Annotated in this window: 21 protein-coding genes; 9 read left to right on the forward strand and 12 right to left on the reverse strand. The window is 71.7% G+C overall.

What is annotated here, in order from left to right:
• The first annotated feature begins 41 nt into the window (after nt 1-41).
• The 3 genes from RBJ65_RS16555 to RBJ65_RS16565 all read left to right on the forward strand — a co-directional run bounded on the left by RBJ65_RS16555 (nt 42) and on the right by RBJ65_RS16565 (nt 3,867).
• Nucleotides 42-962, forward strand: a complete 921-nt coding sequence (locus RBJ65_RS16555) for a LysR family transcriptional regulator (RefSeq protein WP_306320442.1) — start codon at nt 42-44, stop codon at nt 960-962.
• Nucleotides 963-1,329: 367 nt separating this feature from the next.
• A complete protein-coding gene (locus tag RBJ65_RS16560; protein ID WP_372341324.1) occupies nt 1,330-3,135 on the forward strand; it encodes a glycoside hydrolase family 3 protein in 1,806 nt (601 codons plus the stop codon).
• A gap of 126 nt (nt 3,136-3,261) precedes the next feature.
• Nucleotides 3,262-3,867 (forward strand): hypothetical protein, encoded by a 606-nt coding sequence (locus tag RBJ65_RS16565; RefSeq protein ID WP_306320441.1) that lies wholly within the window; start codon nt 3,262-3,264, stop codon nt 3,865-3,867.
• 48 nt (nt 3,868-3,915) lie between these two features.
• On the opposite strand, the gene RBJ65_RS16570 is transcribed toward RBJ65_RS16565, so the two are convergent.
• From RBJ65_RS16570 to RBJ65_RS16580, 3 genes are all read right to left on the reverse strand, one after another.
• A complete protein-coding gene (locus tag RBJ65_RS16570; RefSeq protein WP_306320440.1) occupies nt 3,916-4,314 on the reverse strand; it encodes a hypothetical protein in 399 nt (132 codons plus the stop codon).
• A gap of 139 nt (nt 4,315-4,453) precedes the next feature.
• Nucleotides 4,454-8,185 carry an ABC transporter ATP-binding protein gene (locus tag RBJ65_RS16575; protein ID WP_306320439.1) on the reverse strand — a complete coding sequence of 1,244 codons (3,732 nt, stop codon included), beginning with the start codon at nt 8,183-8,185 and terminating at the stop codon, nt 4,454-4,456.
• A gap of 63 nt (nt 8,186-8,248) precedes the next feature.
• Nucleotides 8,249-9,301: an esterase-like activity of phytase family protein gene (locus tag RBJ65_RS16580; protein WP_306320438.1), complete on the reverse strand. Its 1,053-nt coding sequence runs from the start codon at nt 9,299-9,301 to the stop codon at nt 8,249-8,251.
• A 157-nt stretch (nt 9,302-9,458) separates the two neighbouring features.
• Here RBJ65_RS16580 and RBJ65_RS16585 point away from each other — a divergent pair, with 157 nt between their 5' ends.
• A complete protein-coding gene (locus RBJ65_RS16585; RefSeq protein ID WP_372341323.1) occupies nt 9,459-11,795 on the forward strand; it encodes an ArnT family glycosyltransferase in 2,337 nt (778 codons plus the stop codon).
• Here RBJ65_RS16585 and RBJ65_RS16590 read toward each other — a convergent pair.
• Nucleotides 11,788-12,603: an XRE family transcriptional regulator gene (locus tag RBJ65_RS16590; protein ID WP_306320436.1), complete on the reverse strand. Its 816-nt coding sequence runs from the start codon at nt 12,601-12,603 to the stop codon at nt 11,788-11,790. The genes RBJ65_RS16585 and RBJ65_RS16590 overlap by 8 nt on opposite strands.
• On the reverse strand, nt 12,600-13,364 hold the full coding sequence (locus RBJ65_RS16595) for a helix-turn-helix domain-containing protein (RefSeq protein WP_306320435.1): 765 nt from the start codon (nt 13,362-13,364) through the stop codon (nt 12,600-12,602). The genes RBJ65_RS16590 and RBJ65_RS16595 overlap by 4 nt, the downstream gene beginning before the upstream one ends.
• 210 nt (nt 13,365-13,574) lie before the next feature.
• Here RBJ65_RS16595 and RBJ65_RS16600 point away from each other — a divergent pair, with 210 nt between their 5' ends.
• From RBJ65_RS16600 to RBJ65_RS16610, 3 genes are read left to right on the forward strand one after another with little or no spacing between them, the layout of a single operon-like run.
• Nucleotides 13,575-14,396 (forward strand): endonuclease I family protein, encoded by an 822-nt coding sequence (locus tag RBJ65_RS16600; RefSeq protein WP_306320434.1) that lies wholly within the window; start codon nt 13,575-13,577, stop codon nt 14,394-14,396.
• Between the two features lie 57 nt (nt 14,397-14,453).
• Nucleotides 14,454-14,954 (forward strand): hypothetical protein, encoded by a 501-nt coding sequence (locus tag RBJ65_RS16605; protein WP_306320433.1) that lies wholly within the window; start codon nt 14,454-14,456, stop codon nt 14,952-14,954.
• Complete coding sequence (locus RBJ65_RS16610) at nt 14,951-15,304, forward strand: hypothetical protein (protein ID WP_306320432.1); 354 nt, start codon at nt 14,951-14,953, stop codon at nt 15,302-15,304. The genes RBJ65_RS16605 and RBJ65_RS16610 overlap by 4 nt, the downstream gene beginning before the upstream one ends.
• A 51-nt stretch (nt 15,305-15,355) precedes the next feature.
• On the opposite strand, the gene RBJ65_RS16615 is transcribed toward RBJ65_RS16610, so the two are convergent.
• The 3 genes from RBJ65_RS16615 to RBJ65_RS16625 are packed head-to-tail and all read right to left on the reverse strand — an operon-like array spanning nt 15,356 to nt 19,568.
• Nucleotides 15,356-17,035, reverse strand: a complete 1,680-nt coding sequence (locus RBJ65_RS16615) for a thiamine pyrophosphate-binding protein (protein WP_306320431.1) — start codon at nt 17,033-17,035, stop codon at nt 15,356-15,358.
• Nucleotides 17,032-18,045, reverse strand: a complete 1,014-nt coding sequence (gene speB, locus RBJ65_RS16620; protein ID WP_306320555.1) for an agmatinase — start codon at nt 18,043-18,045, stop codon at nt 17,032-17,034. The genes RBJ65_RS16615 and speB overlap by 4 nt, the downstream gene beginning before the upstream one ends.
• A gap of 47 nt (nt 18,046-18,092) precedes the next feature.
• Complete coding sequence (locus RBJ65_RS16625; protein WP_306320430.1) at nt 18,093-19,568, reverse strand: sodium:solute symporter; 1,476 nt, start codon at nt 19,566-19,568, stop codon at nt 18,093-18,095.
• A 217-nt stretch (nt 19,569-19,785) separates the two neighbouring features.
• On the opposite strand from RBJ65_RS16625, the gene RBJ65_RS16630 reads away from it, so the two are divergent.
• A complete protein-coding gene (locus tag RBJ65_RS16630; RefSeq protein ID WP_306320429.1) occupies nt 19,786-21,195 on the forward strand; it encodes a PucR family transcriptional regulator in 1,410 nt (469 codons plus the stop codon).
• Nucleotides 21,196-21,367: 172 nt separating this feature from the next.
• Nucleotides 21,368-22,171: a phosphatase gene (locus tag RBJ65_RS16635; RefSeq protein WP_306320428.1), complete on the forward strand. Its 804-nt coding sequence runs from the start codon at nt 21,368-21,370 to the stop codon at nt 22,169-22,171.
• Between the two features lie 137 nt (nt 22,172-22,308).
• Here the strand turns inward: RBJ65_RS16635 and RBJ65_RS16640 are convergent, their stop codons facing one another.
• The 4 genes from RBJ65_RS16640 to RBJ65_RS16655 all read right to left on the reverse strand — a co-directional run bounded on the left by RBJ65_RS16640 (nt 22,309) and on the right by RBJ65_RS16655 (nt 26,093).
• A complete protein-coding gene (locus tag RBJ65_RS16640) occupies nt 22,309-23,295 on the reverse strand; it encodes a cation diffusion facilitator family transporter (protein ID WP_306320427.1) in 987 nt (328 codons plus the stop codon).
• A gap of 20 nt (nt 23,296-23,315) precedes the next feature.
• Entirely contained in the window at nt 23,316-24,191 is an 876-nt protein-coding gene (locus tag RBJ65_RS16645) for an acyl-CoA thioesterase II (protein ID WP_306320426.1), read from the reverse strand.
• Nucleotides 24,192-24,226: 35 nt separating this feature from the next.
• Nucleotides 24,227-25,384 carry an acyl-CoA dehydrogenase family protein gene (locus RBJ65_RS16650; RefSeq protein ID WP_306320425.1) on the reverse strand — a complete coding sequence of 386 codons (1,158 nt, stop codon included), beginning with the start codon at nt 25,382-25,384 and terminating at the stop codon, nt 24,227-24,229.
• Between the two features lie 112 nt (nt 25,385-25,496).
• The gene (locus RBJ65_RS16655) at nt 25,497-26,093 is read right to left on the reverse strand and encodes a TetR/AcrR family transcriptional regulator (RefSeq protein ID WP_306320424.1); all 597 of its coding nucleotides are present in this window, start codon (nt 26,091-26,093) and stop codon (nt 25,497-25,499) included.
• Nucleotides 26,094-26,133: the final 40 nt, after the last annotated feature.

A 26,133-nucleotide genomic window follows, 5' to 3' on the forward strand; every position in this document is an offset into this window, starting at 1 on the left:
GGAAAGCGACGTCACAAGAACAACCCAGGAGGCCGGACGCGGTGTTGGACCTTCAGCGGCTGCGCGCCCTGCACGCCGTCTCCGTGCACGGCACCGTCGGCGCCGCCGCGACCGCCCTCGGCTACACGCCGTCCGCCGTCTCGCAGCAGATCGCGAAGCTGGAGCGGGAGACCCGTACCGTGCTGCTCGAAAGAGAAGGCCGCGGCGTCAGGCTCACCGACGAGGCGCGGCAACTCGCCGAGACCGCCCGCGAGTTGATGGCCATCATGGAGCGCGCCGAGACCGGCCTTGAGGAGCGGCGCGGGGTACCGGCCGGGCGGCTGACGATCGCCGCGTTCGCCTCGGCCGCGCGCGGGCTGCTGCCCGGCGCGCTCGCGGATCTCGCCGCCCGGCATCCCGCGCTCGACACCCGGCTCTCCGAGGTGGATCCGCACCTGTCGGTGGATCTCGTGGCGAAGGGCGCCGTCGATCTCGTCGTCGCGCACGACTGGGACATCGCGCCGCTTCCGGCGCCCGCCGGGGTCGAACAGGCCGTCATCGGGGACGACTTGTGCGATCTCGTCGTACCGGCGGCGCACCCGCTGGCGGGGCGTGACGCGGTGCGGCGCGAGGAGCTCGGGGGTGAGCGGTGGGTGTCGCAGCCGCCGGGGCGGGTGTGTCACGACTGGCTGTTGCGGACGATGCGGGCCGCCGGGTTCGAGCCGCTCATCGCGCATCAGGCCGAGGAGAATCCGACGTTGGCCGCGCTCGTCGCGGCGGGTCTCGGCGTCGCGGTGCTGCCGCGGCTTGGGCGGGGCGCGCTGCCCGAGGGGGTCGTCGCGGTGCCGCTCGACCCGGTGCCGAGGCGGCGGCTGTACGCACTGTGGCGGGCCGGGACCTCGCGCCGACCGGCGGTACGGGCGGTCGTCGAGGCGTTGCGCGCGCAGGCGGACGAATGCCTGGTTCCGACCCCGGCTCCGTAGCGGTTCGGGGCTGGCCACCGCCGCCCCGTTCACCCCCTCCGCACCGATTTCACGAAATCGCCGAATCTCGGGAACCCGGTCCCGCATGCTTCCGTCAGAAGGACACGCTGCCGGAGAGTCACCGCAGTGCGGTGTCGGCATCGCTGCTGGCTGCGAACGCTGACAAACCCTCTCCGCCGCCTGCGGCCGGCAGCGTCGCCGTCACCGGTGCGCCCCCTCCAAAGCGCCGGTGACGGCCCCTCCTTCCGGACCACCGGACTCCAACTCCCTTACCTGCGCGGACTCTTGACCGGCAGAAAGTTTCCGGATATCCGTTGCGCGCGGAAGTAATTTTCAGGCTCCGCACCTCCTCCGGAAGGAGCGAAACGTGCCACTCTCCAGACGTATCGTGCTCGCCGCCGCGACGGCCTCCGTCGCGGGTGTCGGTCTGAGCGCCGGGTCCGCGAGGGCCGCGGGTGCCCCCGCGTCCGACCAGGCCCTCAGGAAGATCATCTCCGGGATGTCCCTGGAGGAGAAGGTCGGCCAGCTCTTCGTGATGCGGGTGTACGGCCACTCGGCCACCGACCCCGACCAGGCCGACATCGACGCCAACCTCAAGGAGCTCGGCGTCCGCACCGCCGCCGAGCTGATCGACAAGTTCAAGCTCGGCGGCATCATCTACTTCGCGTGGGCGCACAACGTACGCGATCCGCATCAGATAGCCGATCTCAGTAATGGGATTCAGCGGGCGGGGCTTCAACAGCCCTCCCGAATACCGCTGTTGATATCCACCGACCAGGAGCACGGGATCGTCGCGCGGGTCGGCAAGCCCGCCACCCTGTTCCCCGGCGCCATGGCGTTCGGGGCCGGCGGATCAAAGGGCGACGCGCGCCGTGCCGGGCAGATCGCGGGCGCCGAGCTGCGGGCCATCGGCATCCGGCAGGACTACGCGCCCGACGCCGACGTCAACGTCAACCCGGCCAACCCCGTGATCGGCGTCCGTTCCTTCGGCGCGGATCCGGAGGCCGTCGCCGGGATGGTGGCGGCGCAGGTGAAGGGGTACCAGTCGTCGCGCATCGCCTCAACTGCCAAGCATTTCCCCGGGCATGGCGACACGGCCACCGACAGCCACACCGGGATTCCGTACATCTCGCACACCCGTGAGCAGTGGGAGCAGCTGGACGCGCCGCCGTTCAAGGCGGCCATCGCGGCCGGTATCGACTCGATCATGACGGCCCACATCGTCGTACCCGCGCTCGATCCGAGCGAGGACCCGGCCACCCTCTCCCGACCCATCCTCACCGGCATCCTGCGCGAACAGCTCGGCTACGACGGCGTCGTGGTGACCGACTCGCTCGGCATGGAGGGCGTACGGACGAAGTACGGCGACGAGCGGGTTCCGGTGCTCGCCCTGAAGGCGGGCGTCGACCAGCTGCTCAACCCGCCGGACCTGTCGGTCTCGTGGAACGCGGTGCTCGCGGCCGTGCGGGGCGGCGAGCTGACCGAGGAGCGGCTCGACGAGTCGATCCTGCGGGTGCTGCGGCTGAAGTCGAAGCTGGGGTTGTTCAAGGATCCGTACGTCTCTCATGGCGGCGTCGACCGCGCGGTGGGCACGGCCGCGCACCTCGCGACCGCCGACCGGATCGCGGAGCGCACGACCACGCTGCTGGTCAACAAGGACGGGCTGCTGCCCCTCGACCGGCGTACCCACAAGAACGTGCTGGTGCTCGGCGCCAACCCGGCCTCGCCCTCCCTCAGCGACGGCCCGCCGACCACCGTGATCGGGGCCGCGCTCGGCGAACTCGGCTTCTCCGCCACGGTGTTGGCGACCGGCACGGCGCCCACCCAGGCGAAGATCCAGGAGGCGGTGGCGGCAGCGGCGGGCAAGGACGCCGTGGTCATCGGCACGTACAACGTCGCCAAGGGCAGCGCCCAGCAGTCCCTGGTGAACGCGGTGGCCGCGACCGGGGTGCCGGTCGTGACGCTGTCGATGCGCAATCCGTACGACGTCGCCCAGCTGTCCGCCGCCGACGCGCACGTGGCGGCGTACTCGTGGATCGACGTCGAACTGCGCGCCGCAGTACGGGTGTTGGCGGGGCAGGCGGAGCCGCGCGGGAAGCTGCCGGTGCCCGTGCAGCGGGCCGACGATCCGACGCAGGTGCTCTACCCGATCGGCTACGGGCTGTCGTACTGACCCGTCCGTAGGGGGCGTACGCCGTGAACCGCGCACGCCACCCCCAACTGACCCAAAGCCCCCCGCGCACCTGGCGTGCGCCCGCCGTGACGGGCCACGCTGGATGGGTATATCGGGGGGTTCGCCATGCTCGCGCGGTCGGTTGGGGTGGTGGGCGCGGCGGCGCTGCTTGCGCTCGCGCTCGCCGGATGCCAGGACTCGGGCGGCTCCGACGGCGGCGGCAAGGCCTCGCGTTCGCCCTCCGGGTACGGGGCGGTGTTCCTCGCCGCGACCGAGTGCAGCTCACGGGGGCGCACGACGTTCAACGAGGTGCCGTGCGACAGCGAGCGGGCCGTGGCCCGGGTCCTCGCCCGGCACGACGGGGAGTCGGCGGACGGGCCCGCGTGCCCGGCCCGCACCGACTTCGTGCTGCACATCAGCGAGAACCGGCCCGCCGCCGACGAGAACGGGGACGGTTCCGTCGGCCGGGGCTACGCCTGCATGCGCAACCTCGACGCCCCGCACCCCGGCGACCCGGGCGGTGGCGGCGGCCCGCGCACCATCGTCGGCGACTGCGTCGCGGCGGCGGGCCGGGGCGAGGTGCGGGAGACGGCCTGCGACGGCTCGGGGCGGCGCGCCCCGCAGTACCGGGTGCTCACGGCGGTGCCGTCGCGCTCGGCGTGCCCGCCGTCGACCTCGCTCTATGTGACCTTGGGCGGGAGCAGGCCGGTGGGGTGCGCGGTCACCTTGTGACCCCTGTGACCCCTGTGACCCCTGTGAACCATGTGAAAGGCGAGCCGGTCAGCACAGGATCCAGCCCGTACGCACCGACTTCGAGCCCACGCTGCCCTTCACCCGCACACAGCGATGCCCCGCGTGCACAGTGACCGGGCCCGCGTGCCGGGTGTAGCGGCCCTTGTCGGCGACGGCCAGATTGCCGCGGGCCTGGACGCTGACGGACATGGCGCGGCGGTGGCCCGCGCGCTTGGCGTAGGTGACGGCGCAGACGTAGCCGCGGCTCTTGTAGAGGACGGTGCGGCCCGTCTCGAAGCGCAGGGTGCGGGCGTGGTGGCCGCCGCACAGCGAGGCGGCCTGCACTCCGGTGACCGTGGGCCCGCCGACGACCAGCAGGGTCGAGGCGATCAGCACGGACAGGACGGACAGGGTCGGCGCGAGCACCCGGCGCTGCCCGCGCGGCATGCGTATGCCACCCTCACCGAGCCCACGTCCGCGCACAGCAGCCCCCTCCGTCACATCGCCACCAGCGTACTGATGAACTGACGCGCCGGACCCGCCGGGCGGTTGCGCGCGGGCCCGGCGAAGCGGAGTGCCTGCGGCCTCACGTCGAGGAGCCGACCTCCCCGGCCGTCACCGGCTCGCCCACGAAGGTCTGCCACAGCCGCGCGTACTTCCCGCCCAGCGCCAGCAGCTCCTCGTGCGTCCCGTCCTCCGCGACCCGACCGTGGTCCATCACGACGACCCGGTCCGCGCGCGCCGCCGTGGTGAGGCGGTGGGCGACGACGAGGGTGGTGCGCTTGCCGGAGATGCGGTCGGTGGCCTGGTTGACCTGGGCCTCGGTGGCGAGGTCGAGGGCGGCGGTGGCCTCGTCGAGCAGCAGGATGTCGGGGTCGACGAGTTCGGCGCGGGCGAGCGCGATCAGCTGGCGCTGGCCGGCCGACAGGTTGCGGCCGCGTTCGGCGACCTCGTGGAGGTATCCGCCGTCGAGCGTCGCGATCATCTCGTGCGCGCCGACGGCGCGGGCCGCCGCCTCCACCTGCGCGTCGCTCGCGTCGGGGCGGCCGTAGGCGATGGCGTCGCGGATCGTGCCGGGGAAGAGGTAGGCCTCCTGCGGGACGACGCCGAGCCGGTGCCGGTACTCGGTGAGGTCGAACTCGCGCAGGTCGACGCCGTCGGCGGTGACCCGGCCCGCCGTCGGGTCGTAGAACCGGGCGACGAGCTTGACGAGGGTCGACTTGCCCGCGCCGGTCTCGCCGACGAAGGCGACGGTCTGCCCGGCGGGTATGCGCAGCCGTACGTCGCGCAGGGCGACCTCCGGCTTGTCGGCGGAGCCGTACGCGAAGTCGACGTCCTCGAAGGCGAGTTCACCGCGCAGGGACGGTACGTCGAGGGGACGCTCTGCGTTCTTCGTCGACGTCGGCTCGCGCAGCAGTTCCTGGATGCGGCCGAGGGAGACGGTGGCCTGCTGGTAGCCGTCGAAGACCTGGGAGAGCTGCTGCACGGGCGCGAAGAACAGGTCGATGTAGAGGAGGTACGCGACCAGCGCGCCGGTCGTCAGGGTGCCCGCCTCGACGCGGTTCGCGCCCACCGCGAGCACGGCCGCCGTCGCGACCGCCGACAGGAGCTGCACGAACGGGAAGTACACGGAGATCAGCCACTGGCCGCGGATCCGCGCCTTGCGGTAACTGGCGCTGCCCGCCGCGAACTTGGCGCCGCCGTCCTGCTCGCGCCGGAACGCCTGCACGATCCGCAGCCCGGCCACGGTCTCCTGGAGGTCGGCGTTGACGACGGAGATCCGCTCGCGCGCCAGCTCGTACGCCTTGACGCTGGAGCGCCGGAAGAAGAACGTCCCGATGATCAGCGGCGGCAGCGTCGCGAAGACGACGAGCGCGAGCTGTACGTCGATGACGAGCAGCGCGACCATGATGCCGAAGAACGTGACGAGGGAGACGAACGCCGTGACAAGGCCGGTCTGGAGGAACGTCGACAGGGCGTCCACGTCCGTCGTCATCCGGGTCATGATGCGACCCGTCAACTCCCGCTCGTAGTAGTCGAGTCCGAGCCGCTGGAGCTGGGAGAAAATCTTCAGGCGGAGCGAGTAGAGGACCCGCTCGCCGGTACGTCCCGTCATCCGGGTCTCGCCGAACTGCGCCGCCCACTGGGCGAGTACGGCGACGAGGGCGAGCGCGGACGCCGCCCACACCGCGCCGAGCGCGAGCTGCGTGACGCCCTCGTCGATGCCGTGCCGGATGAGGATCGGAAGCAGCAGGCCCATGCCCGCGTCGACGGCGACGAGCGCGAGGCTGATGAGCAGCGGCGCCCCGAATCCGCGCAGCAGGCGGCGCAGCCCGTACGACTCCTCGGGAGTGACGGCCTGCCGCTCGTCGATGTCGGGGGTGTCGGTGGCCGGCGGCAGCGCGTCGACCTGTGCGAGGAGTTCGGGCGTCGCGGGCATTCCGGCGAGCGCGGCGTCCTTCGGCTCGCGGTCGCCCGTCCACAGCCTGGGGGTGACGCCGCGTTCGGCGTCGAACTCGGCGTCGAGCTCCTCGCGTACGGAGGTGTCGTCGGCGGGCACGTTCGGCTGTACGTGTCCCGGGGAGACGCCGCCCAGTTCGTCGGGGTCGGTGAGCAGTCGCCGGTAGAGCGGCGAGCCCGCCTCCAGTTCGGCGTGCGTGCCGATCGCGGCGAGGCGCCCGCCGTCGAGGACGGCGATGCGGTCGGCGAGGCCGAGCGTGGAGCGGCGGTGCGCGATCAGCAGCGTCGTACGGCCCGCCATCACGTGCGCGAGCGCCTCGTGGATCTCGTGCTCGACGCGGGCGTCCACGGCGGACGTCGCGTCGTCGAGGACGAGGAGGCGGGGGTCGGTGAGGATGGCGCGGGCGAGCGCGAGGCGCTGGCGCTGGCCGCCGGAGAGGGTGAGGCCGTGCTCGCCGACCTTGGTGTCGTAGCCCTCCGGCAGGTCCGCGATGAAGCCGTCGGCCTGCGCGGCGCGGGCGGCCCGCTCGATCTGCTCCTGCGTGGCGTCCGGGAAGCCGTACGCGATGTTGGCGCGCACGGTGTCGGAGAACAGGAACGAGTCCTCGGGCACGAGCCCGATCGCGGAGCGCAGCGAGCCGGAAGTCAGCTCGCGCACGTCGTGGCCGCCGACGAGGACGGCGCCGTGCGTGGCGTCGTAGAAGCGCGGCAGGAGGAGGGAGACGGTGGACTTGCCTGAACCGGAGGAGCCGACGACGGCGAGGGTCTCACCGGCGCGGATCTCGAAGGAGAGTCCGTCGAGCACGGGGTGTTCGGCGTCCGCGTACGTGAAGGACACGTCGTCGAACTCGACGGTCGCGGGGGCGTCCGCCGGGAGTTCCTTGGTGCCGTCGGTGAGGCTCGGCTCGGTGTCGATCAGTTCCAGTACGCGCTCGACGCCCGCCCGCGCCTGCTGCCCCACGGTGAGGACCACGGCCAGCATCCGGACCGGGCCGACGAGCTGGGCGAGGTACGAGGAGAACGCGACGAACGTGCCGAGCGTGACCTGCCCGCGCACCGCGAGCCAGCCGCCGAGCGCCAGCATCGCGACCTGCCCGAGCGCGGGCACGGCCTGGAGGGCGGGGGTGAACTTGGAGTTCATCCGGACGGTGCGAAGCCGCCCCGCGAACAGCTTGCGGCCGACCGCCTTCAGCTTCCCGGTCTCCTGCTCCTCCTGCCCGAACCCCTTCACGACGCGCACGCCGCTCACGGCCCCGTCGACGACCCCGGCGACGGCGGCGGCCTGCGCCTGCGCGTACCAGGTGGCGGGGTGGAGGCGGGAGCGGCTGCGCTTGGCGATGAACCAGATCGCGGGCGCCACGGCCAGCGCGACCAGGGTCAGCGGCCACGAAAGCCACGCCATGATCACCAGGGATATGAGGAAGAGCAGTACGTTCCCGATGGTCATCGGGAGCATGAACAGCAGGCCCTGGATCAGCTGGAGGTCGCTGGTGGCGCGGCCGACGACCTGCCCGGTCGACAGCTCGTCCTGACGCCGCCCGTCGAGCCGGGTGATCGACCCGTACATCTCGGTGCGCAGGTCGTGCTGGACGTCGAGGGCGAGCCGGCCGCCGTAGTAGCGGCGGATGAAGGCGAGTACGTAGACGACGACGGCCGCGCCTATGAGGGCGCCCGCCCACACGGCCATGGACCGGGAGTGGTTCCCGATCACGTCGTCGATGATCACCTTCGTGATCAGCGGGACGAGCGCCATGACGCCCATGCCGCCGAGCGAGGCGCCGAGGGCGAGTACGACGTCCTTGGGATAGCGCCACGCGTATCCCGCCAGCCGTTTCGCCCAGCCCCGTTGCTCCGCCACGCCTTCGCCTCCACGACTCACCTGCTGCTCTGCCGTGGAGGCCAACGCGGGCGCGAGCGGATTTCATTCCGCTGTAACAATCCGTAGCGAGTAGAAGCGGGTGATCTGGGTGGCGCTCTGGTTGTCGTCGCTGGCGAGGAGGAGGTTCAGGGCGCCGTGCGGGCCGCGCCCCGTGGCGCCCGTGACCGTCATCGCCTCGATGTTGTCGAGGATCGGGTTCGGCTGGGGCTGGTGGGCGGGGGCGCCGAGGGACGGGCAGTTTGCGAGGTCGGCGAGGAGCGTCTTGTGGGCGAGGCGGGTGCCTTCCTCCTGTCCCGTGAGGGTGTCGATGCCGGAGGTGTCCGAGGCGCCGCGCAGATCGGCGGCGTACAGCCGGATGGTGTTGCCGACACCTGAGGTGAAGCCGCGTTCCAGGACGAGGAGGCGGCCGTCGGGGGCCGCGGTGACCTCGGAGATCCCGAGGTTCGGGTCGGCGCGGTAGCCGTACTGGGCGGCGGGCGCGAAGGAGCCGGCTGGCGTGCGCCGCCAGGTCTGGAGCCGGTTGACGGTGTCGCCGGTGAGCGGGGCCTCCATGGAGGCGAGGAGGGTGCGGCCGCCGGGGAGGAGGGTGAGGCCCTCGAACGAGGCGTTGGAGCGGGCCCTTTCCGTCAGCGGGGCCGGGACCGGGAGGCGGTCGAGGATGTGGGCGCCCGAGCGGTCGTAGCGGCGGATGGAGGGCTCGGTCTCGGACGTGACGAGGTACGTGCCGTCGCGGTCGACGGCCAGGCCCTCGGAGTCGAGCGCGGCGCCCTGCTCGTCGGCGAGCGGTACGACGGAGCGGGGCGCGAGCGGGTCCCGGTCGCGGGGGTCCCGGTCGAGGGTGAACAGGGACGAGCGGTCGGAGAGCGCGGCGAGGCGCCCGCCCCGATCGACGGCGAGCGCGGAGATGTTGCCGACGAAGGTGTTGTCGTACGTCGTCTTGTCGAGGGCGTCGGAGTATCCGGTGAGGGAGACGGACGGGGAGCAGTTCCCGACGGCGGTGCCGGTGGCCCCGTGCGCCGGGGCCGCGAGGGTCAGGCAGGCGGCGGTGAGGGCGACGGTGGCGGCGAGTACGGAGGGTGCTGATCTGCGCGACATGGCGTCACGGTAGGGCGGGGCCGGCGACGGCCGGGCGGACTTTTCCTGAACGATGCGGGGCGCCTTCCGCGAACGGTGCAGGGCGCGGGGCGGTTTCCACAGGTGGCGCCAAGCTTCGGCACAGCGCGCGCCCACCGGAGCCGTGCACGGTGCAGTGGTGACCTCCATGACCGATACGCATTCCGACGCACCCGCACCCGAGCCACCGGTGGAACCGCCGGCCGAGCGCCGCACGCCGCGCTGGTCGCTGCCCGCGCTGCTCGCGATCCTCGTGCTCGCCGGGGTGCTGTACGCCTGGAACCTCTCCTCCTCCGGCCTCAACAGCTTCTACAGCGCCGCCGTCTACAGCGGCACGCAGAGCTGGAAGGCATGGTTCTTCGGCTCGATCGACGCGGGCAACTTCCTGACCGTGGACAAGCCGCCGTTCTCCCTGATGACGATGGGCCTGTCCTGCCGCGTCTTCGGCTTCGGCACCTGGCAGATGATGCTCCCGCAGGTCGCCGCCGCCCTCGGCGCGATCTGGATCCTGCACTCCTCCGTGAAGCGGGTGTGGGGCCATGCGGCCGCCGCGATCGCCGCGCTGGTCCTGGCGCTGACCCCGATCACCGTCGCCATCAACCGGGACAACAACCCGGACACCCTGCTGGTGCTGCTGATGGTGGGCGGCGCGGCCCTCGCGCTGCGCGCCACCCGCAACGGACGGCTGCTGCCGCTGCTCGGGTCCGCGGCGTGCTTCGGCTTCGCCTTCAACACGAAGATGCTCCAGGGCTACATCGCGCTGCCCGCGGTCTTCGCCGTGTACGTGTACGCGTCCCACCTGGGCTGGGGCAGGAAGGTCCGCAACCTGGCGCTGGCCGCCGTGGTGCTCGTGGTCACCAGCTTCTGGTGGGCCACCGCCGTCTCCCTCGTGCCCGCCGACTCCCGCCCCTACATCGGCGGTTCGACGGACGGCACGGCCTGGGACCTGATCATGGGCTACAACGGCTTCGGCCGGATCCTCGGCGGCGAGGGCAACGGCGGGGGCGGTGGCGGCGGAGGCGGCGGCTTCTCCGGCGCGGCGGGCCTCGGCCGGCTGTTCAACGACACGCTCGGCGGGCAGATCTCGTGGCTGATCCCGTTCGCGGTGATCGCGCTCGTCGGCGGCCTGGTGCTGTGCGGACGCGCGCCGCGCACCGACCTCACGCGGGCCGCGCTCGTGCTGTGGGGCGGCTGGCTGGTGCTGCACTACGTCACGTTCGCGACGGCCGAGGGCACCATGCACCCGTACTACACGACCGCGGTCGCGCCCGGCATCGCGGCGCTGTGCGGGGGCGGCGGCGTGATGCTGCTGCGCGCGTTCCGCACGGACAAGCGGTGGGCGTGGGTGCTGCCGGTCGCGCTCGCTGTCACAGGGGTGTGGGCCATCGTGCTGCTGCGCCGCGCCTCCGGCTGGAACGGGTGGCTGTGGCCGGTGATCGCGCTCGTCATGGCGCTCGCCCTCGCGGGTCTGCTGCTCTTCCGTACGGCTTCGGGGCGGCGGCTGCGGCTGTTCGCGGCGGCCGTGGCGGCGGCGGTCGTCGCGTCGGTGGCGGGCCCGGCGGCGTACTCCTTCTCCGCGACGTTCTCCTCCGGTGCGGCCGGCGGCATGGGCGGCTCCAACCCGACGGCCGGGCCCTCGACGGGCGGCGGCATGGGCGGTCCCGGTGGGGGCGGTGGCCCCGGTGGCGGTCGCGGCGGATTCCCCGGTGGGGGCGAGATGCCGGGGGGCGGTACGCGGCCGGGTGGCGGGTCGCAGCAAGGCGGCGGCTCCCAGCAAGGCGGCGGGTCGCAGCAAGGCGGCGGTTCGCAGCAGGGCGGCGGTGAGATGCCCGGCGGGGGCTCGATGCCGGGTGGCGGACAGGCTCCCGGTGGCGGCCAGGCGCCCGAGGGCGGCTTCCCGGGTGGCGGTGAGATGCCCGGCGGCCAGGGCGACGGCGAGCAGAACTCCGACTCCGGCAAGCAGGACACCGGCAAGCAGGAATCCGGCAAGCAGGAATCCGGGCGCCAGGGCGGCGGCGGCATGCGCGGGGGCCCCGGCGGCATGGGCGGCGTCGACAGCGACCTGATCTCGTACCTGGAAAAGCACCAGGACGGCGCCAAGTGGCTGCTCGCGGTGTCCAATTCGCAGTCCGCCGCACAGGTCATCCTCAGCACCAAGAAGCCCGTCATCTCGATGTACGGCTTCACCGGCTCCGACAAGGGCATGACCGTCGCCAAGCTCAAGAAGCTGGTCAAGAGCGGCCAGTTGCACTACATCCAGGTCGGCGAGGGCGGCATGGGCGGCCCCATGGGCGGCGGCAACGACGTCAGCTCCGCGGTCACCAAGTGGGTGAAGAAGCACGGGACGGCGGTGAAGGAGAGCGCGTACAAGAAGAGCGGCACGAGCAAGTCGTCCGACTCCTCGAACTCGCAGTCCTCGCAGTCCTCGCAGTCCTCGCAGTCCCTCTACCGCCTGGACCCGTCCGACGTCACCTGAAGCAGCGCCGCTCCCCGCCCCGCACCAGGCACACCCGCACCTGGTCGAGGTCCTCCGTGCCGATCCCGATCATCGGGGTCGGCACGGAGCGTTCGGCGTCCAAGTGGTCCTGGACGACGGCGTGTTGGACCTTGCCGTGCGGAGCCAGGACCTCGATCCGGTCACCCACCTTCCCGAGGTCGATGCGCGCCCACACGGCGCGGCACGCGGCCCCGTACCTGACCTTGACGACGGTGTTCCCGGCGGGCTGCCACCGGCCGAGGGTCCTGGGCACGGGATCGATGCCGCAGAGGAACTGCTCCGGGTCCTTTCCGGTGCAGTCGGCGCCGTGACACCCCTTGGCCTGCGAGGCATGGGTGACGTCGGCCTTCGAAGGCCCCCCGTCCCGCTCCCCCGCGGTCAACACCCCCACGGTCCCCGCCGCCAGAGCCACCACCCCGGCGACGGCCACGGCGACCAGCACACCGGGGTGCGCCCTGCGCCAGAACGGCGGACGCGGCTCCGGCGGCTGCTCGACCGGCGGCCGGGGCCGGGGCGCGGCGGCGCGACCGCTCCACGCCCCGTCCGCCAGCTCCCACAGCGCGAGTGCCCTCCTCGGCGGACGCCCCGCGAGCGCACACAGTTCCTCGACGGCCTGCCGCGGCGGCAGGGTCTTCCCGTTGAGGTAACGCTCCCAAGAGGACTTGCTGTACGGGGTCTTGGCGGCGAGCGCCGCGAGGCTGAGCCCCGTGTCGGCGCGCGCCTCGCGGAGCGCTTCGACGAGCCGCTCGACCTCCGCTGCCTCCGCTTTCTCGCCGACCGATGTCATCGCCGCAACACCCGCCAGGTGTCCTCGCCGACCACGCCGTCCCGGGCGAGGTCGTAGCGCGCCTGTATCCGTTTCACGGCGCGTTCGGTCTTCGGCCCGAAGAACCCGTCGGCGATGCCGGCCGGGAAGCCGTGCTCGCGCAACAGGCACTGCGCCTCGACGACGCGCCACTGGGCGGACTGCGAACCGATGAGCCCGGTGCGGGTCCTGCTGTACCCGGCGTACAGCCGTCCGTCGTCGGCCCTGTGCACCTTGCAGGGGTGGTCGACCCCGGCCTTGAACACGAACGTGCTTGTGGGGCCCGCCTGTTGGGCGTGCCCCGCGGCCCCGGCGCCACCGCCGGAACCGGAGTCCCAGGGCCTGGCGATCACCAGTGCGAGCGCGACCACGACGACAACGGCCGCCACGAGCACGCTCGCGACGACGGCGAAGCTCCCCCGCGAGGGCTCACCCCCGCCGCCGTCCGCCTCCGGTACGCCGCTCTCCTCCGGTGGTACGTCACCGGGTTCGGCCGCGACCTCGTGCAGCGCGAGCAGCCGTTCCACGTCGCCGCCGCAGACTTCGACGAACGCCGCGACGGCCGAACGGGGCGGCAGGGCCTTTCCGTTGAGATAGCGGTCCCACGACGAGCGGCTGTATCCGGTGCGTACGGCGACCGTGCGCAGGGTGAGTCCGCTGTGGTCCTTGATCCGGCGGAGCTGAACGGCGAGCCGGCGCCGCCGCGGATCCATGGTTACGGGCAGTTCTTTCCAACGAGACATGGTCCCCCTCCATGTCGCTTTCGTCCCACTGGATAAGGATGCCCCGGAAATCGCCTCCAGTTCCCGCCGACGGCCAACCACCGCCCGATCGAGGGTAGTTGTCGCAGGACGACACCGAATCGACGCATCACGTTCACCCAATCCGCCACGTCGCCGTGCCACGCTCCCCGTTACCCCATTCAACTCGCGTAGAACGGACGGACACCCCACATGCCCGAGCCCCACATACGCACCAGCGCCCGCCGCCACTGGAAACCGCTGACCCTCGCGGCGGTCGCGGCCCTGCTCGCCGCCACGGCGACGGCGAACCCGGCCGCCGCGACCACCTCCACGAACCTCTCCGCGTACGACGACACGTACTACCAGGACGCCGAGGGCAAGACCGGCGCCGACCTCAAGAGCGCGCTGCACACGATCATCAGCGACCAGACGAAGCTCTCGTACTCCGCCGTCTGGGACGCCCTGAAGGCCACCGACGAGGACCCGTCCAACAGCTCCAACGTGATCCTGCTCTACAGCGGCACCTCACGCGCCAAGTCGGCCAACGGCGGCGACAGCGGCGACTGGAACCGCGAGCACGTCTGGGCCAAGTCGCACGGCGACTTCGGCACGGCGACGGGCCCCGGCACGGACCTCCACCACCTCCGCCCCGAGGACGTCACGGTCAACTCGATCCGCGGCAACAAGGACTTCGACGAGGGCGGCAGCGCCGTCGCGGGCGGCGGCGGCAGCCTCACCGACGACGACTCGTTCGAGCCGCGCGACGCCGTCAAGGGCGACGTGGCACGCATGATCCTCTACATGGCGGTCCGCTACGAGGGCGACGACTCCTTCGCCGACCTTGAGCCCAACGACAAGGTGGACAACGGCACTTCGCCGTACATCGGCAAACTGTCGGTCCTGAAGAAGTGGAGCGACGCCGACCCGCCCGACACCTTCGAGCAGCACCGCAACGACGTCATCTACGACTCGTACCAGCACAACCGCAACCCGTTCATCGACCACCCGGAGTGGGTGGAGTCCATCTGGTAGCCGGTCGTGGCCGGGTGCCCCATGAACGAACCAGGACATCAGCAGTACTGTTGATGTATGAACGCTACGGTTCCCGAGGTGCCCTTCACGGACCTGTTGCGCAGCCCCGCCGACACCGCCGAGAAGTTGCGAACGGTTCGGGCTGTGCGGCTGCGGCGGCGCGACGCGGACGATCTCTTCCTGATGCGCGCGGACCGCATGTCCGGCGAGGCGGAGGTGGTGGACTTCACCGCCACACTGTTGACGACGATGCTCACGGACGGGGAGGGAGGGACTGCGGCCATAAGGCGCGCCCTCCCCCGCGTTCTGCCTTGGCTGCGGTTCCTGCCGGACGGCTCGGCCGAAGAAATGCTCGGAGAGCTGACCGAAGTCGCGACGGCCAGCCGGGACCTGGACACGGTGACGCCGATCGCACAGGTCCTCACCGAGTGGCGGCACTCCGCGGAGATCTACGCCGACCCGGACCTGCTGGTGGAGCTCACGCGCGAGCGGGGCGGGGACGCAGGTCCTGTGCCCTGTCCTGTGGCCCCGGAGCCGGCCGAGGCGGACGAGCGGTGAGCCCGCGGCGGGGGGATCGGGCGGCGCCGCCGCCCACCGAGACCGAGTGGGTCCTGCGGTTCGAGAACAACGACGCTGCCGCGGGCTGGGAGATCCTGTGCAAGCAGGCGCCGGGCAACGCCAGAACCGCGTGGTACGCGCTGACGGCCACTCCGCGACCGAGGCCTGCCACGCCCCGGCACCACCGTTTGAAGCGCGACCTGGCCGCAGTGCGCTACAAGGGCGTGGCGCTCGAACAGTGGCAGTACGAGATCACGGGTTCCGGACGCATCTGGCACCTCGTCGACGACGAGCGCCGAACCTGCTGGATCACGTACGCGGGCCTTGCGCACCCCAAGCGGACGGATTGAGGGTCGCAAGCCCCCCCCCAATTTCCGCTGGTGGAACGGTCGATCGAAGAATCAGGCCGCGTCCAGGTGAGTGGGTGCGAACATCCGCAGCAGCGCCGGAAGCACCACCACGCGCGGCCCCGGCGCCGCCAGCGCCTTCGTCAGGTCCTCGCGCAGCGTCTCCGGGGTCGTGCGCACGCCCGGCACGCCGAAGGACTCGGCGAGGGCCACGAAGTCGGGGCGGGACAGTTCCGTCGCGGTGGCCTCGCCGAAGGCGTCGGTCATGTACTCGCGGAGGATGCCGTAGCCGCCGTCGTCGACGATGAGCCAGGTGACGTTCAGGTCGTACTGCTTCGCCGTGGCCAGTTCGGCGATGGAGTACATGGCGCCGCCGTCGCCGGAGACCGCGAGGACGGGCGTCGTCGGGTCGGCGGCCGCCGCGCCGAGGGCTGCCGGGAAGCCGTAGCCGAGGCCGCCCGCGCCCTGCGCCGAGTGCATGGCGCCGGGCCACGCGGACCACGCCCAGTAGGCGAGGATCGTCATGTCCCAGAAGGAGGGGGCGGCGGCCGGGAGGGCTGCGCGTACGGACGCCAACACGTCCTGTTCCAGGGTGAGTTCCTGCGCGTCGATACGTTCCCGTACGGCCTTGAGCACCGCCGCCACCCGCTCGGGAGCCGCGTCGTCCGGGCGCTCGGCGACCGTCTCGGCGAGCGCCTGGAGCGCGAGGCGGGCGTCGGCGTGGATGCCGAGGGCCGGGTGGTTGGACTCCAGTTTTCCGGCGTCGGCCTCGATCTGGACGACACGGCCGCGCGGGGCGAACGTGTGGTAGTTCGAGGAGAGTTCGCCGAGGCCCGAGCCGACGACCAACAGCACGTCGGCGTCTTCCAGGAAGTCCGTCGTGTGCCGGTCCTCCATCCAGGACTGGAGCGACAGCGGGTGGTTCCAGGGGAAGGCGCCCTTGCCGCCGAAGGTGCAGACGACGGGGGCGTTCACCTTCTCCGCGAGCGCGCGCAGCTTGCCCGCCGCGTCCGCGCGGACGACGCCGCCGCCCGCGATGATCGCGGGGCGTTCCGCCTTCGTCAGCAAGTCGGCTGCTACGGCGGTGAGTTCGGGGCGCGGCACGAGGTCGTGCGGGGTCGCGTCGACGCCCGTGACGACGGGCAGGGACGTCTCCGCGAGAAGTACGTCCTGCGGGATCTCCACCCACACCGGGCCGTGCGGGGCGCTCAGCGCCGACTCCCAGGCCGCGGCGATCGCCGACGGGATCTGGGACTGCGTACGGACGGTGTGGACGGACTTGACCACGTCGCGGAACGAGGCCTGCTGGTCGCGGAGTTCGTGGAGGTAGCCGTGGCGGCCCCCGCCGAGCCCGGCGGCCGGCACCTGGCTGCCGATGGCGAGCACGGGCGCCGAGCCGGCCGCCGCCTCCTGGAGCGCGGCGAGCGACATCAGCGAGCCGGGCCCGGTGGAGAGCAGCAGCGGCGCCACCTCCCCCGTGACCCGGCCGTACGCGTCCGCCGCGAAACCGGCGTTGTTCTCGACGCGAAGGCCCACGTACCTGAGTGACGACCGGCGCAGCGCGTCGAACATGCCGAGCGCGTGCTGCCCCGGCAGGCCGAAGACGGTGAACGCGCCGAGACCGTGCAGGGTCTCGACGACGAGGTCACCGCCGGTGCGCCCGGCGGGCGGGTTCAGCGCCGCCTCGGTCTGCGCGGGGGTGGGCGTCAGTTCCAGGTCGTGGTCGTGCGTCACTTGCTGTCTGCCTCCTCGGAGGCTCGGGCCTCCGCGATCTGGCGGGACATGATCGTCGTCAGCTCGTACGCGGTGTGCGAGGCGGCGACGGACGTGATCTCCGCGTGGTCGTACGCGGGCGCCACCTCGACGACGTCCGCTGATACCAGGTTGCACGAAGAGAGCCCGCGAAGGATTTCGAGGAGCTCGCGGGAGGTCATGCCGCCGGCCTCCGGCGTACCCGTGCCGGGCGCGTGGGCCGGGTCGAGGCAGTCGATGTCGATGGAGATGTACAGCGGGCGGTCGCCGATCCGCTGACGGAGCTGGTCGGCGACCTCGTCGGCGCCGCGCCGGTAGACGTCGGCGGAGGTGACGATGCCGAAGCCGAGCTTCTCGTCGTCCGTGAGGTCGGAGCGGCCGTAGAGCGGTCCGCGGGTGCCGACGTGGGAGAGGGCGGAGGTGTCGAGGATGCCCTCCTCGACGGCGCGGCGGAACGGGGTGCCGTGCGTGTACTCGGCGCCGAAGTACGTGTCCCAGGTGTCGAGGTGCGCGTCGAAGTGCAGCAGCGCGACCGGGCCGTGCTTCTTGGCGACGCTCCTGAGCAGCGGCAGCGCGATGGTGTGGTCGCCGCCGAGCGTCATCATGCGGGCGCCGGAGCCGAGCAGGTCGTCGGCGGCGGCCTCGATCGTGTCGACGGCCTCGTTGATGTTGAACGGGTTCGCGGCGATGTCACCGGCGTCCGCGACCTGCGCGAGCGCGAACGGCGAGGCGTCCTGCGCCGGGTTGTACGGGCGCAGGAGACGGGAGGCCTCGCGGATCGCGTTGCCGCCGAAGCGGGCGCCGGGCCGGTAGGAGACACCGGTGTCGAAGGGGACGCCGACGACCGCGACGTCGGCGGCGTCCACCTCGTCGATCCTGGGCAGGCGGGCGAACGTCGCGGGACCCGCGTAGCGCGGGATGCGGGAGGAGTCGACCGGTCCGACGGCGCCGCTCGGGCCGTTGGGTACGCGGGGCGTCTCGTTGCTGTTCATTGCGCGCATGCCTTCTTTCCTGCGAGTGCGTACGGGTTCGTACGGGGTTACTGCGATACGGCGGCGGAGGCCGGCTCGGGCTCCGCGGCGCCGCGACCGGCCAGCCGCTCGCGCCAGTTGGCGAGGACGGCGGCGTCGGTGGGCCGGGTGGCCAGGGACACGATCACGTAGACGACGAGTGACGCGACGAGGCCGAAGTACACGGGCTCGTTGGCGAGGATGCCGTAGCGCCACATCGCGCCGATGACGGTGAGGCCGCCGACGGCGACGGCGGCGAGGGCGCCGCTGACGTTGCCGCGCTTCCACAGCAGCCCGCCGAGGATGGGCACGAGCAGCCCGCCGACGAGCAGGTTGTAGGCGACGGTCAGCGCCTCGACGACGTTGTTGAGGAGGACGGAGACGACGATCGCGACGATGCCGAGGCCGAGGATGAACATCCGGTTGCCCTTGACCTCGTCGTGCTCATCGCTCTCGCCGCTGTCGGCGGGAATGCCGCGCAGCCGCTTCCAGATGTCGTTGTTGGCGACGGTGGCGCAGGCGATCAGCGCCCCGGAGGACGTGGACATCACGGCGGCGAGCGCGGCGGCGAGCACGAGCCCCCGGATACCGACGGGCAGCTCGTCCTTGACGATCTGCGCGAACGCCTCGTCGGCCTGACCCAGCCCCTTCGGGTAGAGGACCTTGGCCGCCGTGCCGATGACCGCGCCGCCGATCGCGTAGAGCAGGCAGTAGACGCCGGAGACGGTGCCGCCCCAGCGGGCCACCTTGTCGTTGCGCGCGGTGAAGACGCGCTGCCAGATGTCCTGACCGATGAGCATGCCGAAGGTGTAGATCAGCACGTACGTGAAGATCGTCTCGCCGCCGATGCCCAGCGGGTCGAAGTACGAGGTGGGGAGCTGGGCCTTCATCTCGCTGAAGCCGCCCGCCTTGACGACGGCGACGGGGAGGAGGATGAGCAGCACGCCGATCGTCTTCACGACGAACTGCACCATGTCGGTGATGGTGATCGACCACATGCCGCCGAGCGTCGAGTAGGCGACGACGATGGTGCCGCCGACGACGATCGCGAGGGTGCGCGGCACGTCGAAGAGGACGTCGAAGATCGTCGCGTACGCGATGGTGGACGTGACGACGAGCATCAGCGTGTACGCCCACATCACGATGCCGGAGATCATCCCGGCCCGGCCGCCGCCGTACCGGAGATCGAGCATCTCGGAGACGGTGTAGACCTTCAGGCGTGCGATGCGCGCCGAGAAGAACAGCGACAGGGCGAGGATGCCGAGGCCGATGGTGAACACCATCCAGGCGCCGGAGAGCCCGTACTGGTAGCCGAGGCCGACGCCGCCGATGGTGGAGGCGCCGCCGAGCACGACGGCGGCCATGGTCCCCGAGTACATGGCGGGTCCGAGACGCCGGCCCGCGACCAGGAAGTCGCTCTTGGACTTGGCGCGGCGCATGCCCCACCAGCCCATTGCCAGCATCCCGGCCAGGTATACGACGATCACGATGTAGTCGACGGCCATGGGGCGTCCTCCTCGGTCCACTCAAGTGGCGTGTCGTGCAAGGGAGTGTCCGGCTGCGGAGCGCCTGGATCCTGTACGCCCTGGCGGCCCTGGGGTGTCGGGGACATCCGCCCGTACCCGCACCCACCGGTCGCAAGAAATCTAGGTGGCCGAAAAGCGGCACTGAAGTGTACGTTCCGTTCATCGATCGGCCGTCGAGTAGAGGAATCGTCCACACATGACCGTGACCGCGCCGCCCACGCAGGGCGTCCCGCTCTCCGCGGTGCTCGCCCGCGCCGACCTGGGGCTGCGCCGGCTCGCGGGCCCGGACGCGGCGGAGGTCGTGGTGCACGGGGCGAACACGTCGGAGCTGCCGGACCCGGTCCCGTACCTGCTGGGCGGCGAGCTGCTGCTCACGGCGGGCGTGCACGCGCAGGGCGCCCCCGACGGCTACTTCGAGGAGTACGGGGAGCGGGTCGCGCGGGGCGGGGCGGTGGCGCTCGGCTTCGGGGTGACGCCGGTCTTCGACACGGTGCCGCCCGAGCTCGTCGCGGCCTGCGAGCGGCGCGGCATCCCGCTCCTGGAGGTGCCGCCGAAGACCACGTTCAGCGGGGTCGCGCGGGCCGTGTGGGAGCTGATGGCGCAGGCCAGGAACGTGGAGCTGCGCCGGGTCACGGAGGCGCAGCAGGCGCTGGCGTCGGCGGCGGCCCGCCCCGACCCGCTTCCTTCGGTGCTACGTCAACTCGCGCAGCGCATCGGCGGGTTCGCGGTGGTCGTCACCCCGGACGGCGAGGAGCCGCACCACGCGGGGCGCCGTCCGGCGCGGGCGGTCGGCGCGGCCCTCGCGGAGCTGACGGCCGTCGTCCGCCCGCACGCCACCCACCTCTTCCCCACGCCGTCGTCGGCGGCGGACACGGTGGGCGGCACGCACCTGTCGGCGTACGCGCTGAGCACGGGCGGCGCGCTCGGTCTCGCGACGGAGTCACGGTCGTCGGGCAACCACACGATCGCGGGCGCGGCGGTGGTGCTCCTGTCGTTGCTCACCGGCGAGCACCGCTCGGCGGGCGACACGCGGCGCGCGGCGACGCTGGTCGACCTCCTCCTGGGCGCGGACCGGGCGGAGGCGGCGACGGAGCTGCTGGGGGCGGAGACGCTGTGGCGGGTGGTCCACGCCCGGCCGCTGAGTCCGCGGCCCGCTCCCGACCTGGCGAGCCCGCTGACCGCCACCTCCCTCGACGGCTCCCTGACGCGTGCCCTGGTCCCCTCCGACCAGGACGTGGCGCCGCAGTCCGGGCACGTGCTCGGCGTCAGCGCCGCCGCGCTCCCCCGGGACCTGCCCCTCGCCGACGCGCAGGCCGCCCGCGCCCTCGTCCACGCGCGGGCGACGCGCGCGCCGCTGGCCCACCATCGCGCCGACGACACCCCGGCGCCGAGCCCGGTGGCGCTCGCCGAGTATCCGGTCCTCCGGGAGACGTTGCGTACGTGGCTGTCGCTGCACGGGAGTTGGGAGGGTACGGCGCTTGCGCTCGGGGTGCACCGGAACACGGTGCGGCAGCGGGTTGCGCGGTGCGCCACGGTTCTTGGCGTTGATCTGGACGACGCGGATGTGCGGATGGAGCTGTGGTTCGCGCTGCGCCACGAGCCGTGATCCACCTGTACCGGGGTTACGGCCTCGGGGCTCCGCCCCGGACCCCGCTGCTCAATCGCCGCAGGGGCTTGTTTTGGCCGGACCGGCATTGCGGGGGTGGGAGGATCCAGATGTGCGGGGCTTGTTTGTGGGGCGATCAACGGTGCGTGGCGGGTCCCGGCACAATGGGCTCATGCCGATACCCGGATTGCCCAGCGATGTTCCGACCCGCGACGACCTGATCGACCACCTCGTACGCACCCGCATCGCGGGCGACGTGGCCACCCCACGCGAGAACAATCGCTCGCACTACCGCAAGCTCGCGATGGGCGACCGCCACTACTGGCTGGGCCTGGAACTCGGCGACCGCTGGAGCGACGAGCGCGACGTGCTCGCCGTGATGGCCGAGCGCTGCGGCGTCGTGGCCGACCCCGAGTACAACGCGGGCCAGGACACCATCGACCCGGAACTCACGGTCGACGCCCTGGACCGCATGGCCGCGCGCCTGCGCAAGGCCGCCGAGGACCGTCAGCGCGTCCTCCTCGCCACGGGTCACCCGGGCGGGCTCCTCGACGTGCACCGCGCGACGGCGACGGCGCTGCGCGCGGCGGGCTGCGAGATCATGACGGTCCCGGAGGGCCTGGCCACGGACGAGGGCATGGTCTTCCAGTTCGCGGACGTGGCGATGCTGGAACGCGGCGCCACCCTCTGGCACACCCACTCCCCGGCCCCCATGACGGCGATCCTCGACGCCCTGGAGGCCGCGGGCCGCCCCCTGCCCGACCTCGTCGTCGCCGACCACGGCTGGGCCGGCTGCGCCGCCCAACGCGGGCTGGACTCCGTCGGCTACGCGGACTGCAACGACCCGGCCCTCTTCGTGGGCGAGGCGGAAGGCACGATGCAGGTCACGATCCCCCTGGACGACCACGTCACGAGCCCCCGCCACTACGACCCGATGACCGCCTACCTCCTGGACGCGGCGGGCCTCAACCAGTAACCCCTGGTTCACCTCAAGCACCGCCCCGCCCCGGCCTCCTCAAGCCCCTGCGGCGCTTGAGCAGCGGGGTCCGGGGCAGCGCCCCGGGACCTCAGCCACGGAGCCGCCCGCTCAAGCGCCGCAGGGGCTCGAAAGGGTCACCACGGATTGAGCCCCTCCGTGCGGCGCGCCGCGAACCCCGGGGTCGGGTCGAGGAAGACTCGGCGGACCGCGGGAAACCTCTCCCGGATCCGCCGCGAGGCGTCCTCACACGCCCACTCGATCTGCGCCGCGGTGGACGCATCCCGAAAATCGACCTTCGCCGCCACCAACGCCTCCCGCGGCCCCTGCACCAACGTGGTCAGCTCCAGCACCGCCTCGACGTGCTCCACCCCCAGCACAATCGTCCGCACCTCGTCCCGAATCGGCTTCGGCAACGGCCTCCCCACCAGCAACTCCGCATTCGACCGCCCAAGCACCCACGCCACCCACAGCAGCAGCACCCCGATGCACAGCGACGCCACCCCGTCCCACACCCCGGACCCGGTGAGCTGCCCGCCGAGCAGTCCGCCCGCCGCGAGCAGAAGACCGGCCAACGCCGCGCTGTCCTCCAGTACGACGGCCTTCACGGCGGTGTCCGGCGTGTGCCGCAGATACGTACCGAACGGCGCCCGATGCCGCGCCGCCTCACCCCGCGCCTGCTTCACCGCCGTCCGCAGCGAGAGCCCTTCAAGGACGAAGGCGATGCCCAACACCACGTACGAGACGAGCGGATCGCCCAACTCCTCGCCCGCGACGAGCGTATGGATTCCGTCGTAGAGCGAGAAGACGGCGCCGCCCACGAACGTGGCGACGGCCGCGAGCAGCGCCCAGACGTAGCGCTCACCCCCGTACCCGAGCGGATGCTCCTCGTCGGCGGGCTTGTCGCTGCGCTTCAGGGAGGCGAGCAGCAGCAGTTCGGTCACGGTGTCGGCGAAGGAGTGCGCCGCCTCGGAGAGCATCGCGCTGGAGCCGCTGATGACGCCGGCGACGGCCTTCGCGAGGGCGATGCCCAGGTTGGCCGCCGCGGCGACGAGCACCGTGAAGACGCTCTCCCCGCCCGCTTCTTCCGCGTCACGCCCACTGCCATCCGCCCGTACATCCATGTACGTGACGTTATGTCCGATCAACGCGGAACGCGAACGACGCCCTCCTGGATGACGGTGATCGCGAGCTGCCCGTCCTGCGTGTAGATCCGCGCCTGCCCGAGCCCGCGCCCGCCGGACGTGGACGGCGACTCCTGGTCGTACAGCAGCCATTCGTCGGCCCGGAACGGCCGGTGGAACCACATCGCGTGGTCGAGCGAGGCGCCGACGACATCGCCGACGGCCCAGCCGCCCCGCCCGTGGGCGAGCAGCACGGAGTCGAGCAGGGTCATGTCCGAGACGTACGTCGCGAGGCACACGTGCAGCAGCGGGTCGTCCGCGAGTTTGCCGCGCGTGCGGAACCAGACCTGCGAGCGCGGCGGCTGCGGCTCCCCTACGAAGGCGAACGGCGGCGCGTCCACATACCGCAGGTCGACGGCCTCGCGCGCCTCGAGCACCCGCTGGACGACGTCGGGTTCGAGGGTGCCGTCGGCGGCGTAGCGCGGCAGCGACTCCTCGGTGGTCGGCAGCGACTCCGGGTCGGGCGCGGGCGGCATGTCGGCCTGGTGGTCGAGGCCCTCCTCGTACGTCTGGAAGGACGCGGAGAGGTGGAAGATCGGCTGCCCGTGCTGGACGGCGACGACGCGGCGCGTGGTGAAGGAGCGGCCGTCGCGGATCCGGTCGACGGTGTAGACGATGGGCGCGCCCGGGTCGCCCGCGACGAGGAAGTACGCGTGCAGCGAGTGCGCGTGCCGGTCGGCGGGGACGGTGCGGCCGGCCGCGACCAGCGCCTGCGCCGCCACCTGCCCGCCGAAGACGCGCGGGACGACGGAGGACCGGGACCGGCCGCGGAAGATGTCCTCCTCGATCTGCTCGAGGTCGAGCAGATCGAGGAGGGAGTCGAGTGCCTTGTGCATGAGGTCAGTTGTAACCGGAAGCTGTTTTCTCGGGGTTACAGACCCATGTTCTTCGCGATGATCGACTTCATGATCTCGCTGGTGCCGCCGTAGATGCGGTTGACGCGGTTGTCCGCGTACAGGCGGGCGATCGGGTACTCGTTCATGAAGCCGTAGCCGCCGTGCAGCTGGAGGCAGCGGTCGATGACGCGGTGCGCGACCTCGGTGCAGAACAGCTTCGCGGACGCGGCCTCGGCGGCGCTCAGCTCACCGGCGTCGAGGGCCTCCAGGGCGCGGTCGGCGACGGCCTCGGCGGCGTCCACCTCGGCCTGGCAGGCGGCCAGCTCGAACTTGGTGTTCTGGAACGACGCGACGGTCTTGCCGAAGACGGTGCGGTCCTGGACGTACTCCTTGGCGAACCGCACCGCGGCCTTGGCCTGCGCGTACGCGCCGTAGGCGATGCCCCAGCGCTCGGAGGGCAGGTTCTTGCCGAGGTAGTAGAAGCCCTTGTTCTCCTCGCCGAGCAGGTCCTCGACGGGGATCTTCACGTCTACGAAGGCGAGCTCGGCGGTGTCGGAGGTCTTCAGGCCGAGCTTGTCGAGCTTGCGGCCGATCGAGTAGCCCTCGGACTTGGTGTCGACGGCGAACAGCGAGATGCCGTGGCGGCGGTCCTCGGCGGTCGGCGCGGCGGTGCGGGCGCAGACGATGACGCGGTCGGCGTGCACGCCGCCGGTGATGAACGTCTTGGAGCCGTTGAGCACGTAGTGCGTGCCGTCGTCGGAGAGCTTGGCCGTGGTCTTCATGCCGGCCAGGTCGGAGCCGGTGCCCGGCTCGGTCATGGCGAGGGCCCACATCTCCTCGCCGGTGACGAACTTCTCCAGGTAGCGCTTCTTCTGCTCGTCGGTGGCGAGCATCTTGATGTAGGGGAGCGCGAGGAGGACGTGCACACCGGAGCCGCCGAAGGAGACGCCCGCGCGGGCGGTCTCCTCGTACTGGACGGCCTCGAACTTGTGGGTGTCGAGGCCGGCGCCGCCGAACTCCTCGGGCACGTTGATGCCGAACAGGCCCAGCTCCGCCATCTTCGTGTAGAGCTCGCGCGGCACGATGCCCTGCTGGAACCACTCGTCGTAGTGGGGGACGACCTCGGCCTCGATGAAGGCGCGCAGGGTCTCCCGGAACGCCTCGTGGTCCTCATCAAAAACGGTACGGCGCACGGAGAACTCTCCCTCTACGACGAATACGTGGACAGCAGTCAAGCGACTAAGCGCTTGCTCAGAGTTCAGGTTACCCGTGAGTCGCGAGGAGCGTCCAGAGACGCACGTCACTTCACTCCGGGGTGGCCGCCGCCGCGAACGCCCCGCGCGCCAGCTTGTGCAGCACCCGCGCCGTCCCGGACCTGCTGGGCAGCGCGCCGGGGCGGCCAAGGTGCGGGGTCGAGTTGAGCAGGCCGAAGACGGCGTGCACGGCCACGCGCGCGTGCGTCTCCGACAGCTCGGGGTAGACCTTGCGCACAGCCTCCACCCACAACTCCACGTACTGGCGCTGCAGTTGCCGCACCAGCTTGCGGTCGCTGTCCCGCAGCCGGTCGAGCTCCCGGTCGTGCAGGGTGATCAGGTCGCGGTCGTCGAGCGCGAAGTCGATGTGCCCCTCGATGAGCGAGTCGAGCAGCGCCTCGGGGCCGTGCTCCGCCTCGGCCACCCGCCGCTTGCCGCCGGTGAGCAGCTGCCCGCTGATCCCGACGAGCAGCTCGGCGAGCATCGCGTCCTTGCCTGCGAAGTGCCGGTACAGGCCGGGCCCACTGATGCCGACCGCCGCCCCTATCTCGTCCACGCCCACGCCGTGGAACCCGCGCTCGGCGAAGAGCCGCGCGGCCTCCTTGAGGATCTGCTCGCGGCGGGTGGGGGCGTCGGTTCTCGTGGCCATGAAGCAATTCTAGACAGGGACGTTAGCGGCCGTTAACCTG

The organism is Streptomyces sp. KL109B, assembly GCF_030766935.1.
Classification (GTDB): Bacteria; Actinomycetota; Actinomycetes; order Streptomycetales; family Streptomycetaceae; genus Streptomyces.

Coding starts and splice junctions, on each gene's coding strand:
- RBJ65_RS16565 (WP_306320441.1), top strand. CDS start 3,262: ATGCTCGCGCGGTCGGTTGGGGTGGTGGGCGCGGCGGCGCTGCTTGCG.
- RBJ65_RS16570 (WP_306320440.1), bottom strand. CDS start 4,314: ATGCCGCGCGGGCAGCGCCGGGTGCTCGCGCCGACCCTGTCCGTCCTG.
- RBJ65_RS16580 (WP_306320438.1), bottom strand. CDS start 9,301: ATGTCGCGCAGATCAGCACCCTCCGTACTCGCCGCCACCGTCGCCCTC.
- RBJ65_RS16590 (WP_306320436.1), bottom strand. CDS start 12,603: ATGACATCGGTCGGCGAGAAAGCGGAGGCAGCGGAGGTCGAGCGGCTC.
- RBJ65_RS16595 (WP_306320435.1), bottom strand. CDS start 13,364: ATGTCTCGTTGGAAAGAACTGCCCGTAACCATGGATCCGCGGCGGCGC.
- RBJ65_RS16600 (WP_306320434.1), top strand. CDS start 13,575: ATGCCCGAGCCCCACATACGCACCAGCGCCCGCCGCCACTGGAAACCG.
- RBJ65_RS16605 (WP_306320433.1), top strand. CDS start 14,454: ATGAACGCTACGGTTCCCGAGGTGCCCTTCACGGACCTGTTGCGCAGC.
- speB (WP_306320555.1), bottom strand. CDS start 18,045: ATGAACAGCAACGAGACGCCCCGCGTACCCAACGGCCCGAGCGGCGCC.
- RBJ65_RS16625 (WP_306320430.1), bottom strand. CDS start 19,568: ATGGCCGTCGACTACATCGTGATCGTCGTATACCTGGCCGGGATGCTG.
- RBJ65_RS16630 (WP_306320429.1), top strand. CDS start 19,786: ATGACCGTGACCGCGCCGCCCACGCAGGGCGTCCCGCTCTCCGCGGTG.
- RBJ65_RS16635 (WP_306320428.1), top strand. CDS start 21,368: ATGCCGATACCCGGATTGCCCAGCGATGTTCCGACCCGCGACGACCTG.
- RBJ65_RS16640 (WP_306320427.1), bottom strand. CDS start 23,295: ATGGATGTACGGGCGGATGGCAGTGGGCGTGACGCGGAAGAAGCGGGC.
- RBJ65_RS16645 (WP_306320426.1), bottom strand. CDS start 24,191: ATGCACAAGGCACTCGACTCCCTCCTCGATCTGCTCGACCTCGAGCAG.
- RBJ65_RS16655 (WP_306320424.1), bottom strand. CDS start 26,093: ATGGCCACGAGAACCGACGCCCCCACCCGCCGCGAGCAGATCCTCAAG.